Source organism: Sphingomonas sp. 2R-10 (assembly GCF_030062225.1).
Taxonomy (GTDB): Bacteria; Pseudomonadota; Alphaproteobacteria; order Sphingomonadales; family Sphingomonadaceae; genus Sphingomonas.
In genome coordinates this window covers 28122-41012 of sequence record NZ_JASCXF010000014.1, presented here as the reverse complement: position 1 = coordinate 41012, position 12891 = coordinate 28122, and the positions used below count along the sequence as shown (strand labels likewise).

Sequence of the window (12891 nt, the reverse complement as noted above, 5' to 3'; positions counted from 1 at the left end):
ATGAGCCTGCCACCGGTACAGCATTCTGCGCCCCCCCCCACACTCAGCGTCATCGTTCCGGTGTATAACATGGCGGCCTATCTCGAAGGCTGCATCCGCAGCATTCTCGATCAAAGTCTACCCGATCTCGAGGTTGTAGCGGTCGACGATGGCTCGTCCGATGATAGCTTGGACATCCTGCGGGCCATCGCACGGCAGGATGCGCGGTTGCGCGTCTTTGCCAAACCCAACGGCGGGCAAGGGTCGGCCCGCAATCTCGGGTTGGCCCAAGCCCAAGGCCGTTACATCGCGTTCGTCGATAGCGACGATACGATCGCCCCCGACCTGTTGGCCCGCGTCCTGCCGTTCTTCTCCGATCCTATGCTGGACATTGTCTCCTTCGGTCTCGAGTTCCGCGACGATCAGGGCCAACTCGTCGCAGCGCGTGGCCCGGATCGCGAATTCGCCTCGACCGGTGACGCGATCTTCATCGACGCGATGATGGACCGCAATTTTCTGACCAGTGTCTGCAACAAGGTCTATCGACGCGCGCTGTTGAGCGACAACGACATCACCTTTCCCGAACTGCGCGCATTCGAGGATTCGGTGTTCTCACGGGATGTCGCCCGACATACGCGCTCGGTACGCTACATCCCCGACCGGCTGTATGTCGCGCTGACCCGCCGGGGAAGCACCTCGCGCGGACTAAGCACGACCAGTTTCGAACATGCTGCAACGATGATCGAACTCGAACGGCGGATGTTTTGCGAATGCGAGACCGATCCAGTACGGATCGCCGCCTTCCATGCCCATGTCGCCCGCTTCTTCGCCTATCTGATCCTTTTGGCGGCGTTTCGGATCAACGACCGGGCCGAACGGATGGAATGCCGTCGCATCGCCGATCAGGCAGGCTTCACCGTCTGTGCGACCGATCCCCGGGCAATGGCGCTATTGCCGGCTCGGGTCCGCATGCAGATTTGGCTGGCACGGCTTCCGAAGGTCCAGCGCCTTCTCGCCGTGACCGCACGGCATTTTAACCGCGGGCCGTACTGACCCTGCAAAAATTGTCAGCGACGCCGGGAACCGGCAAAGCGCTTCGGCAGGGAAATGAACGGTCCAAGGAGAACGAAACGTGTCGATTGTCCGCCGGTTGTTCGCATCCCTACGTCGCACGAAGCCGGGTAGCGATGCGGCTACGCGGCTGTCACGCCGCGACGCACTGATGCTTTCGATGGGGGGAGCAATACCGCTGGTACCCTTGGCAGTAGCGGGACAGCGCGACCCAGTGCCTACTGGCACCGCCCCCGGCGCAATGGTTGCTCGCCCCGGTGGCCGGGCACGGACGCTCCAGGCGAAAGCACTCGACATCTATTCGGTCAATGACAAGGGTGCGTTGGGCGACGGGCGGACGGACGACACCGCGGCCATCAACGCCGCGATCCTCGAGGTCCACCGTGCCGGCGGCGGCGAGGTCATCTTCGGCAGTTCGCCGTCGCCCTATCATGTCGTCGGACCGATCCTCCTTCCGTCCAATGTCGCGATCAATCTGAACGGCCAGACGCTTGTCGGACGCAGCTTCAACGAGGGGGTGATGTTCGCAACCGCCATGGTGCGCGGCGATACCCTGGTTCGCAACCACCGCGCATCGGATCATGACGGGGCGGTCCTGTATTCCTCGGTCCGCAACGGCACCATCAGGCGCTGCGCGATCGCGTTCGACTTCCAAAACTTCAACGTCAGTTGTTCGATCACCGACGTCGCCACGTTCGAGGCGCTACAGTTCGGCGTTTTCTTCCAATGCTTCTACATGTCGCTGACCAACTGTTCCGCGCGAGGCCCCAGCGACCGGACGAAGGCCGCCTTCGCGTTTACCGGCAACAACAACCTGATCTCGCTGCTGCGGGTCAGCGCTACGATGGAAAGCGGCTTCCTGTTCGAGGGCGGCACGACGTCGGTCAGCCTTATCGGTTGTTCGTGCGAAGGCGGCGGCGGGAGTGCAGTCACCTTTCGCGGCGACTGCCTCGGAATCTCGATCGATGCGGGCTATTGGGAAGCCATTCCCGGAACCGTGTTCGACTTCAGGGCAGCGGACGTCTGTTCGGTGTCGTTCCGTGGCAACTATGTCAACTATGCCGATACCATCCTTGATGATGGCGGCCCGCAATCACCCGCCACCCTGTTCGGAAGCTTCGACAGCAGCAACTATCTCGCCAACATCGGCATCGCCCATGGCAACCGGACCTATCGCGGTCGGATGCTGCTATCCTGTCCGCGCAATTTCATTCGCTACGAAATTCCCTTCGCCAACGACGCCCCGACAGAGGCTCCCGCGCACTGGACAATCGGCCCCAGCATCCAAGTCGCGCGCGATACGGCGTTCACCGGCCGGTCGCTATCCGACGTGCGCTCCCGTTCGCGGCTTCACTATGGCGCACCGATCCCCCTGGCGCGCGAAGGCGATGTCGGCGATCCCTTTCCCGGGACCATCGACCGCTCGCGTATAACCATGGCGACCGGTACCGCCGCCGTTGCTACCGTGGACAGCGGCATAACCTGGCGTCCCAATTCGCTCCGCGCGACCTTCGTTTTCACGCTGGTAGACAATGGCGGCGCGCACAAACTGTTCGGCGACATCTATGGCGACCAACTGGTCCGGCAGGACCGCAGCAACAAGCGAATTCTACTGGAACAATATCAGGGTCGGGTCCGGCTGCGCGTGGGGGATATCGACAACCGGTCGGGGGGAGCGTCCATTACCGGGTCGCTCCAGATCTGCACCTGAGGATCAACCTGCTTCGAACTGTTCGCACGTCTTGCGGTTGATCCGGTCGCGCTCGGCGTCGCGCACCCATCCCCATTTGGTGAAATATTGGGCAAGGCTCACCATCGCATAGCGCAGCCGGCGGAACGACGGCCGCGTCTGGCTGCGATATTCGTGCACCACGCCGTAATCGGGGACATAGAGCGTCCGCGCCGCCGCATGCAGTCTGCGCGACAGGTCGAGATCCTCGGCATAAAGGAAATAGCGTTCGTCGAAATAGCCGACAGCATCCAGCACCGACCGCCGGATCAACATGAAGCAGCCCGACAGGAACGGGAATTCGGCCACGGTGTCGTAATTCCAGTTGTGGAATTCATAGCGCCTGTTGCGCTCTTTGGCCCATTGCGTCCTGCTGAAGAAACGACGGCCCAGCAGATCGGCGGGGTCGGGCAGCAATCGGCACAGCCGCTGCAACGATCCGTCGGGGTACCGGACCTTAGGCATGGTCAAGCCAACATCGCCATGGGCATCCATGAACGCGACCATGCCGGGGACGACCTCCGGTCCCATTTGCAGATCAGTGTTCATCACCAGGTTGTAGCGACACCGCCCCCTGCTTGCCGCCAGTGCGATATTGTGTCCCCGTCCATAGCCCAGATTGGCGTTGGTCGTGACGATGGTGACGTCGGGAGCCTGCGCGAATGCCAAGTCAAGGGGAGGCTGGCTGTTGTCGACCAGCACGACATGCACGTTGACCATATCGCTGCGCGCCTGCGCGATCGCCCGCTCGATTTCATCGCGCGACGTGCCGAACAGCACGAACGAGACGCAGACATCCACCTCCTGCGGGATAGAAGGAATGATACCGGCGTATTTCGAGGACATAACGCTATCTTTCTATGCGCGGCGGATCGCCGCGGCGAATGGGGGCGGACATCGGGACGATCATGCCGTCCGGGAAACGGCGACCCAGCCACGGCCGGGTTCGTAGCGGCGCACGACCCGTGCCGGAATGCCGACGGCGATCGATGCCGGGGGAATATCCCGCGTGACGACCGCGTTCGCGCCGACGATGCTGCCGGCACCGATCGTGACGCCGGGCAGAACGCAAACTCCCTCGCCCAGCCATACGTCGTCGCCGATTACGACGGGCGCGATCGACAGCGGGCGATCGGCCGGCGGAACCGAGGGTGCGGAATGCTCGGGCCTGCTCCCGTCGAGCCCCGCTCCTTCCGGACCGCGCCGGGTCGGGCGCATCGTGGCAAGACCCTCGCCGTAATGGCCATGGTTATGGTCCGTGATGAAGACCCGACTGGCGATCAGAACGCGATCGCCGATCGTGATCCGGCCTTCGCTGCCAATATGCACATGGTCGTTGATCTGAACATCGTCGCCAAAGACGATGTTGGTTTCCCGACCGCTACCGAATGCTTCCAACCGCATGCCGCGACCAATGGTGATCCGGCGCCCTAAGTCGATATGCCGCACACCCCGCACGTAAAAGGGCCGGCGGATCAGGCGGGCATCGGGATACAGCCCTCGGGTCAACGCAACCTCCCAAGCCATCCGCAGCCAACCGAACAACGTATATGACCCTGCCACTAGAAACTTTCTCCTCCTGGCAATGCGGCATGGAATGCCTGCCTGCCCCGTGCTGCCTCCCTTAGGGAATTATGGTTGGCTGCAAAACCACCGAAGGTATCCGGGCAAGCGCACCGCAAGCAGCTTTTCTATTTTATTCTACGGCAGGTGTTTCTATAAAGCGCGATATAGCGGCTTGTACGGTGGATGAAATGGTTGATCGAAAGAGTATTGCGGACCTGATTGTGGACCGGATGAATGCGGAAAAGCCCCGCATGATGGAACAATACTCCGCATCCAAAGAAGATGTTGGATATTTTTATATCGACGACTTACTTCCTGACCATATTGCACTCAACGTAAGATCAAAATTCCCTACCCCAGAAACGATGAAACTCAAGAAAACCATTAGAGAATATAAATATATTGCCGCTCAGATGGATCAGTATGATCCTCTTCTTGAAGAAATAGTCTATGCGTTTCAAGACGAGAGAGTGGTTTCGATAGTCAAAGAAATTTGTCAGATGCCGTCGGCATATCCCGATGTCAATCTTTATGCCGGTGGTATTTCGATGATGGGGAAGGGACAGTACCTTAACCCCCACCTCGACAATTCGCACGACAAGGACAGAGATCGCTGGCGGGTCCTGAACCTCCTGTACTACGTCACCCCGGATTGGGAGGAGGGTAGCGGCGGCAACCTCGAATTGTGGCCTGAAGGCGTAGAAGGAGGCCAGACGACGATCCACAGCCGCTTCAATCGCCTAGCGGTGATGGCGACCCATCATCGTTCGTGGCATTCGGTCAGCCCGATCACGGCGGACGGCTTCCGCTGCTGCGTATCGAACTATTATTTCGCAGACGAGCCATTGCGGCCAGACGATCAGTTCCATGTCACCACCTTCCGTGGTCGACCCGAGCAAAAGGTCCGCGATGTGTTGCTGCGTGCGGATGCATCGGCGCGCATGGCGTTGCGTAAGGTATTTAGCAAGGGCGTGGTCGAAAACGAGCATCTGTACAAGCGAGATCAGGACAAATGAGAAGGCTGGATGAATGCTGCCTTCAAGCCAGCACCAACCTCTGCCCTTGATGATGACGTCGCCCGTTAAATTGATCCGCCCCAGGCGCCATGGCGACGACCGTGGCTGGTTCACTGAATATTATTCGGAACCGACCTTCGCCGCGCTCGGTATCACCTGCACCTTCGTGCAGGACAACCACTCCTATTCCGCCCCCGCCTTCACGCTTCGCGGCCTCCATTTCCAGACGCCGCCGCGCGGGCAGGACAAGCTGGTGCGCTGCATCCGCGGGCGGATCTATGACGTCGCGGTCGACGTGCGCAAGGACTCGCCCACCTATGGCCAGTGGGTCGGCGCGGAACTCAGCGCCGAAAACGGTCACCAGCTGTTCATCCCGATCGGGTTCGCGCACGGCTTCGTGACGCTCGAGCCCGATTGCGAAGTCACCTACAAATGCTCGGACACCTATGCGCCCGAGCAGGACGGCGGCATCGCGTGGGACAGTGTCGGCATCGACTGGCCGATGCCCGCCGGGACCATTCCCGGACTGTCCCCCAAGGATACCCGCCAATCCACGCTGGCCGACTTCGACAGCCCGTTTCCCTATGACGGCCGCCTGCTGACCCCGCTTTCCTGATAAGGACCGATACATGCGCATCTTCGTCACCGGCGGGGCCGGCTTCATCGGGTCGGCGCTGGTGCGCCACCTGATCGAGAACACGACCCACAAAGTGCTCAACTTCGACAAGCTGACCTATGCCGGCACGCTGACCACGGTCGAGCGGGTCGCCGACAGCGATCGCTACCAGTTCGTGCAGGGCGACATCTGCGACGCCGATGCCGTTCGCGAAGCGATCGCCGGCTTCAGGCCCGACGTCATCACCCATCTGGCGGCCGAGAGCCATGTCGACCGCTCGATCGACGGTCCCGGCGCGTTCGTGCAGACCAATGTCGTCGGCACCTACACGATGCTGGCCGAGGCCCGCGCTTACTGGCTGAGCCTTGAGCCCGAAGCGAAGGCTGCCTTCCGTTTCCACCATATCTCGACCGACGAGGTGTACGGGACGCTGGGCGATGCCGGGCTGTTCACCGAGGATACGCCCTACGACCCGCGCTCGCCCTATTCGGCGTCGAAGGCGGGCAGCGACCATCTGGTCAGCGCATGGGGCCACACCTTCGGCCTGCCGGTGCTCATCACCAACTGTTCGAACAATTACGGGCCGTATCACTTCCCCGAAAAGCTGATTCCGCTGATGATCGCCAAGGCGCTGGATGGCGAACCGCTCCCCATTTACGGCAAGGGCGACCAGGTCCGCGACTGGCTGTATGTCGAGGATCACGTCCGCGCGCTGCAGGCGGTGTTCGAACGCGGCCAGGTCGGCCGCACCTACAATGTCGGCGGCCATAACGAGCGGCAGAATATCGAGGTCGTACAGACGCTGTGCGCGATCCTCGACGAACTGCGCCCGCGTGCCGATGGCAAGCCGTACGCCGGGCAGATGGCCGAGGTCGCCGACCGCCCGGGCCATGACAAACGCTATGCGATCGACGCCTCGCGCATCGGCGACGAACTGGGCTGGCATCCGGCCGAAACGTTCGAGACCGGCATCCGCAAGACGGTGGAATGGTATCTGGCCAACGAAGCCTGGTGGCGCCCGCTGGTCGCCGCGAAGGCGGCGCAGCGGCGCGGCGTCGCGTGATGCGTCGACCTGTCGACATGTCGGGTGGCCTGTGAAGCCGATCCTCGTTACCGGCGCGAATGGCCAGCTGGGGCATGAACTGGTGCGCATTCCCTGCCCTGCCGGGTACAAGGTGGTGGCGCTCGACCGTGCGGCGCTCGACCTGACCGATCCGGCGGCGATCGCCGCGCTGGTCGCCGCGCGCGACTGGGCGGCGGTCATCAACGGCGCGGCCTATACCGCGGTCGACAAGGCCGAGAGCGACGTCGTCGCGGCATGGCAGGTCAACGCGCTGGCACCGGCCGCCTTCGCGCAGGCGTGCGCCATGGCGAACATCCCGCTGGTGCAGGTGTCGACCGATTATGTCTTTGCCGGCGACAAGGACGGCGCATGGGAGGTGACCGATCCGGTCGCGCCGCTCGGCGTCTATGGCGCGTCGAAGCTCGGCGGTGAACTGGCGGTGCGGACCGCGGGCGTGCGCCATGCGATTGTGCGCACCGCATGGGTCGTGTCGGCGCACGGCAACAACTTCGTGAAGACGATGCTGCGCGTCGGCGCGACCCGCGACCAGCTGTCGGTGGTCGACGACCAGATCGGCAGCCCGACCGCCGCCGCCGACCTGGCGCAGGCGCTGCTGGCGATCGCCGTCCGGCTCGCCGACGATGCCGATGCCCCCACCGGCACCTTCCATTTCAGCAACGCCGGCGCGGTCAGCTGGGCCGGCTTCGCGCGCGAGATCTTCGCCCAGTCGCGCGCGCGCGGCGGTGCGACCGCCGAGGTCGCGCCGATCCCCAGCAGCGACTATCCGACGCCGGCCAGGCGGCCGTCGAACTCGCTGCTCAGCCACACCGCCATCCACGCCGCCTACGGCATCGCCCCACGTCCGTGGCAGGCGGCGCTCAGCGACATTCTCGACGAACTGATCGGACACAAAGCATGAAGGGCATCATCCTCGCCGGCGGCTCGGGCACGCGGCTTCACCCGGCGACGCTGGCGGTGAACAAGCAGCTGCTGCCCGTCTATGACAAGCCGATGATCTATTACCCGCTGAGCGTCCTGATGCTCGCGGGGATTCGCGACATCCTCATCATCTCAAGCCCCGAATTCATCGACAATTACCGCCGCCTGTTCGGTGACGGATCGGCGTTCGGCCTGACCATGGCCTATGCCGAACAGCCGAGCCCCGATGGCCTCGCGCAGGCCTTCACCATCGGTGCGGACTTCATCGGCGACGATAACGTCGCGCTGGTGCTGGGCGACAACATCTTCTTCGGCGCGCACCTGACCGACCTGCTCGCCAGCGCCGTCGCGCGGCCGACCGGGGCCACCGTGTTCAGCTACCGTGTCGAGGACCCCGAACGCTACGGCGTGGTCGAATTCGGCAAAGGCGGTCGCGCGATCAGCCTCGAGGAAAAGCCGGCCGCTCCGAAGTCGAACCATGCGGTGACCGGCCTGTATTTCTACGACAACCGCGTCGTGGAATACGCCCGCAACCTGAAACCCTCCCCGCGCGGCGAACTGGAGATCACCGATCTCAACCGGCTCTACATGGAGGCGGGCGACCTGTACGTCGAACAGATGGGCCGCGGCTATGCCTGGCTCGACACCGGCACCCATGACAGCCTGCTGGAAGCCGGCGAGTTCGTCCGCACGCTCCAGCATCGTCAGGGCGTGCAGGTCGCCTGCCTCGAAGAAATCGCGTTCGAGATGGGGTTCATCTCGGTCGATCAGGCGCGCGAGGCCGGCGAACGGTTCAAGAAGACGGCCTATGGGCGGGCGATCCTGAATGCGGTGGCGGGGCGGTAGGGCTTCCCTCGCATTGGCCACCGGGAGGCCATCATCGGGGTGTCCACTGATTCACCCGCCCACTCAAACCTCGCCGATCGAGTCAGACTATCCGTGAGCCTTCGCGCGCCCACGGATGTAGCATCGCCGCCATGGACCTGCCCTTCACCCCGATCGAGCTCGTCGCCCGCAATCCCGCGCGGCGCATCCATCGCCGCTGGCGGGTGGCGGCGATGCGGGACCTGTTCGGGACGCTGCTGATCGAAACGCAATGGGGCCGGATCGGCAGCAGCGGGCAGAGGCTGGTGCGCGCCTTTGCCGACGAGGCCGCCGCGCATGCCTATGTCCGCGCGCTCCTGCGTCGCCGAGCGGGGGCGGTGCGGCGGATCGCCGTGGCCTATCGCTAGTGCAATTCGCCCACCGGCCGCCACGCTTCGTCCCGCACGCTTGCCTGCGCCGCGCCACCATCCGAGCGTAGCCACACCACGACACGGAGGCAGGAATGCGCGCGGCGAACCGGTATCTGGCGATGGCGCTGCTGCCCGGCGCGCTCCTCCTCCCCGCCTGTGGCGAGGCGGCGGCGGCGGCCGGTACCGCATCGCGCGCTACACCATCACCATGACCGGCCCCGACGGCCGCCCGGTCCGCGAATTCTTCGCCTTCGGATCGCAGGGGACGCCGGCACGCTTCGACGACGACATGCTGTTCCTCGGCGACCGGGTGTTCGTGAAGGACGATTGAGGCACGACGCGAAACGGCCCGCCGCAGGGATATGCGGCGGGCCGTTCCGGTGACCGTCAGGCGGTGTCGATCACAGTCGCAGCGAGACCCCCGCCACGATCTGGCGACCCAGCAGGTCGTAGCCCATGATCGAGTTGGTCCGCAGCAGGCCGATACGCTCGCGGCTGTTGGGCACCAGCGGCGGGTCGGTGTCGAACAGGTTGTTCGCGGTCAGGCGGAAAGTCATCCGCTTGGCGACATTGAACGACAGCGACAGGTCGAACCAGTTGAACGCATCGATACCGGGATAGTCGGTCCACTTGGTATCGTCCGACTGGGGCGGGATGCCGGTGCTGGCCGGGGCGAACGTGGCGAGCGGCATCGCACCGCGATGGCGCCAGTTCAGCGAGATGCTGGCGACATCATCCGACGACGACCAAGTCGTGCGGAACTGATGCGCCCATTTCGGCATGCTCTCGCCGCAGCCATAGCCGAAATAGCCGACGCAGTTGCGGGCGGTGGCGGTGGGCGTCGCCTGGCTGCCTACCTTCGTCATCAACGTGCCGTTGAAGTTCAGGTTGAGCCGGCCGAAACCACCGAGGCCCAAATCGTACTGACCTTGGAAATCGACGCCGTGCGACTTCGATTCATATGCGTTGCGGACGCCACGCACGACGTAACCGGTGGTGACGTTGCGACCCGGCGCGCTGGATAGGGTGAACGTCCCGGGATTGCGCACCACGCCCTGACAGAAATAGTCGAGGCCGGTGGTCAGGCATTCGTTGAGATAATCCTGCGGCTGCACGAAGGCGAGCTCGTCCTGGACATCGATCTGCCAGCGATCGATCGACACGGTCAGGCCGGGCAGGAACCGCGGGCGCAGCACCACGCCATAGGTCAGGGTGAAGGCGGTTTCCGGCGTCAAGGCATAGCCGTTCTGGCGGACGGTGCAGCGATCGTCCGGACAGATCAGCGTCGCGCTGCCGTACAGATTGTCGGGCAATCCCGTGCTGCGGCACTGGGCCAGCGTCGCGCTGGGTGCCAGGCGCGGCGCATTGGGATTGCTCGGGTTCTGGCGTGGTGCGCAAGGATCGGCATAGAAGCCCAGTTCGGTGAAGACGTCCTGCGCGTCCGTTACTGTCCGTGCATCCGGCGCCCGCTGCGACTTGTTGTACGATCCGCGGAAGGTGACGTCGGCGACCGGTGCCCACAGCCCCTCGACCTTCCACGTATCGAAACGGCCTTGAAGGCGGTTGTACTTCGAGACGCGATAGCCACCGTTGAGCTGCAGCAGGTCGGTCCACGACTGGTTCTCGACCAGCGGGGCCTGCACCTCGATGTTGGATTCGAGGATGTTCTGCGTGAAGCGGGTGTCGTCACCACCATTCTGTTCGCGGAACGCGGCATTAGCGGTGCTACGGTCCAGTTCATCACGATATTCGACACCCAGCGCAATCGCGACCCCCTGTTCGGCCAGCGGCGACGTGATGCCGTATTTGCCGAGATCGCCACTGACCGTGCCCAGGAACTGCATCAGACGCGGGGTGCGGATGGTCGCCACCTGATTGTTCGCATTGAACAGATACTGGGCGAGCACCGGATCGCTGTTGTACGGAATAAAGGCATTGAACGGTACGCAACTGCCGCCGACGCGACAGGTGGGTCGACCATTGACGTTCACCACGTCGAGCGTTTCGACGAGCCGTTCATAGGCGATGAACGGCGTACCGTAATTCTCGATCTGCGAGCGGGAGATCATTCCCGCCAGATCATAGGACCAGGTGCCATCTGCGGTACGGCCGCGGAACCCGCTGGTCAGGCGATAGCTCTGGTTGACGAAACGGGTTTCGGTCGGCGGCAACCCGTCAAAGCGGTAACGCAGGTCGATCGGCGCGAATGCGCCGGCCACGCCCGCCGATGCACCGCACAGGTCGCGTGCCTGCGACGTCGACAGGAACGGGTTGTCGCAATTCACACGGTACGGCCCTTCGCCGTAGGCGCTGAAGTTGAAGGTGCGGTTCAGTGACGGGTTGTTCGACACGTCGCGATACGCGATCCCGGTGGCGTAGAACTCGATCTCATCGGTGATTTCCGCGGTCAGGAAACCGCCGGTGTTCCACCGTTCGAACGCGCGCTGATAGGCGAAATCGTCATAGGGGTTCGCCGAAGTGCCCGGCGCCGAATTGATCGGGATGAACGTGCGTGATCCGGTCGGGTCGTTGACCAGCACCTGTCCGGCGCGCGGACCCGATTGCGGAATGATCGTTCCCGGTGCGGTGAACGACGCGCGCAGGCAGCTCGGCGTCGCGTTGCGGCCCGACTTGGTCAGTTCGCATGCCGAATGCGACCGGTTCGCGAATGGCAGCACTTCCGACTGGGCATAGTTCAGATAGGTGGTGATGTTCACCCGGTTGTCGAACAGGTTCACGCCCGCGGCGAAGCTGGCGTTGAAGCGCGCACCGTCGTTGGTCCACCCGTTCTTGAAACTGAATCCGGCCCGGCGCGCCGTATCGCTGACGACGCCGTCACGATTGTGGTGGTTGAAGAAGCTGTAATTGGCGTCAAACCGGACGCCCTCGAAGTTTTTCTTCAGGATGAAATTGACGACGCCCGACACGGCGTCCGATCCATAGACCGACGATGCGCCGCCCGACAGCACGTCAACGCGCTCGGTCAGCATCGTGGGCACGATTCCAACGTCGATGGTGTTGGGCAGGCCGAAGCGCAGCCCGTCGATCAGCATCAGCGTACGCTCATAGCCCAGGCTGCGCAGCTTGATCCGCTGACGTCCCTCGGAGTCGCTGAAATTCTGCTCCTGATTCACCTGCACCTGCGGCAGGCGATTGAGCACTTCCTCGATCGTGGCGGCACCCTGCGCTGCGATCTCGGCGGAGGTCGTCGTAACGACGGGGGCTGCGGACTTGTTGTTGGGGCGCACGATGCGCGTGCCGGTGACGACCACCGCTTCGTCGTCGGGTCTCCGTTCGGTAACGGGCACGGCAGCCAGCTTCGCATCGGCGACGGGGTCGCCGGTGGTCGTCTGCTCCTCTGCGGGCGCAACCTGCGCCATCGCCGGGCTGGCGATGGCCGTTACCAGCGCCGTCGATAGCAATGCCGCAATCCTTGCACGTTTCATTACGAAAACCCCCTGTAGTTTGTAATTTTGTTTTCTAAAAATTGGTATATCCGGAGAATATCGGCGCGCCCCTACGCCGCATGGATCGATCATTCGACCGACCGAAAATATCTAGTAGCGTTAACGTGCAGTCATCCGCACGGTCACACGCGACAAAATGCGGCTATAACCAGCAAACGGAATCGATATCATCCGTCCGGCAACTGGTACCATTTATAAATACGACCAGCT

General features: G+C 63.1%; 12 protein-coding genes. 9 read left to right on the top strand and 3 right to left on the bottom strand.

Features of this window, described 5'->3' with window-relative positions; translation table 11 throughout:
• Both QLH51_RS08205 and QLH51_RS08200 read left to right on the top strand, forming a co-directional pair.
• A complete protein-coding gene (locus QLH51_RS08205; RefSeq protein WP_283514498.1) occupies window positions 1-1032 on the top strand; it encodes a glycosyltransferase family 2 protein in 1032 nt (343 codons plus the stop codon).
• A 259-nt stretch (window positions 1033-1291) separates the two neighbouring features.
• A complete protein-coding gene (locus tag QLH51_RS08200; RefSeq protein ID WP_283514497.1) occupies window positions 1292-2761 on the top strand; it encodes a glycosyl hydrolase family 28-related protein in 1470 nt (489 codons plus the stop codon).
• A 3-nt stretch (window positions 2762-2764) separates the two neighbouring features.
• Here QLH51_RS08200 and QLH51_RS08195 read toward each other — a convergent pair whose 3' ends face one another.
• Window positions 2765-3580 (bottom strand): glycosyltransferase, encoded by an 816-nt coding sequence (locus tag QLH51_RS08195; protein WP_283514496.1) that lies wholly within the window; start codon window positions 3578-3580, stop codon window positions 2765-2767.
• A gap of 105 nt (window positions 3581-3685) precedes the next feature.
• Complete coding sequence (locus QLH51_RS08190) at window positions 3686-4324, bottom strand: DapH/DapD/GlmU-related protein (RefSeq protein ID WP_283514495.1); 639 nt, start codon at window positions 4322-4324, stop codon at window positions 3686-3688.
• Between the two features lie 89 nt (window positions 4325-4413).
• Here QLH51_RS08190 and QLH51_RS08185 point away from each other — a divergent pair, with 89 nt between their 5' ends.
• The 7 genes from QLH51_RS08185 (at window position 4414) to QLH51_RS08155 (ending at window position 9545) form a co-directional block, all read left to right on the top strand.
• The gene (locus QLH51_RS08185; protein WP_283514494.1) at window positions 4414-5361 is read left to right on the top strand and encodes a 2OG-Fe(II) oxygenase; all 948 of its coding nucleotides are present in this window, start codon (window positions 4414-4416) and stop codon (window positions 5359-5361) included.
• A gap of 49 nt (window positions 5362-5410) precedes the next feature.
• Window positions 5411-5977 carry a dTDP-4-dehydrorhamnose 3,5-epimerase gene (gene rfbC / locus QLH51_RS08180; RefSeq protein WP_283514493.1) on the top strand — a complete coding sequence of 189 codons (567 nt, stop codon included), beginning with the start codon at window positions 5411-5413 and terminating at the stop codon, window positions 5975-5977.
• 13 nt (window positions 5978-5990) lie between these two features.
• Window positions 5991-7040, top strand: a complete 1050-nt coding sequence (gene rfbB / locus QLH51_RS08175; protein ID WP_283514492.1) for a dTDP-glucose 4,6-dehydratase — start codon at window positions 5991-5993, stop codon at window positions 7038-7040.
• 31 nt (window positions 7041-7071) lie between these two features.
• A complete protein-coding gene (rfbD, locus tag QLH51_RS08170; protein WP_283514491.1) occupies window positions 7072-7959 on the top strand; it encodes a dTDP-4-dehydrorhamnose reductase in 888 nt (295 codons plus the stop codon).
• Entirely contained in the window at window positions 7956-8825 is an 870-nt protein-coding gene (gene rfbA / locus QLH51_RS08165; RefSeq protein WP_283514490.1) for a glucose-1-phosphate thymidylyltransferase RfbA, read from the top strand. The genes rfbD and rfbA overlap by 4 nt, the downstream gene beginning before the upstream one ends.
• A gap of 131 nt (window positions 8826-8956) precedes the next feature.
• Window positions 8957-9211: a WGR domain-containing protein gene (locus tag QLH51_RS08160; protein WP_283514489.1), complete on the top strand. Its 255-nt coding sequence runs from the start codon at window positions 8957-8959 to the stop codon at window positions 9209-9211.
• Window positions 9212-9422: 211 nt separating this feature from the next.
• Window positions 9423-9545 carry a hypothetical protein gene (locus QLH51_RS08155; protein ID WP_283514488.1) on the top strand — a complete coding sequence of 41 codons (123 nt, stop codon included), beginning with the start codon at window positions 9423-9425 and terminating at the stop codon, window positions 9543-9545.
• A 70-nt stretch (window positions 9546-9615) separates the two neighbouring features.
• On the opposite strand, the gene QLH51_RS08150 is transcribed toward QLH51_RS08155, so the two are convergent.
• Window positions 9616-12660, bottom strand: coding sequence for a TonB-dependent receptor plug domain-containing protein (locus QLH51_RS08150; protein WP_283514487.1), 3045 nt, complete (start codon window positions 12658-12660; stop codon window positions 9616-9618).
• Window positions 12661-12891 lie beyond the last annotated feature (231 nt).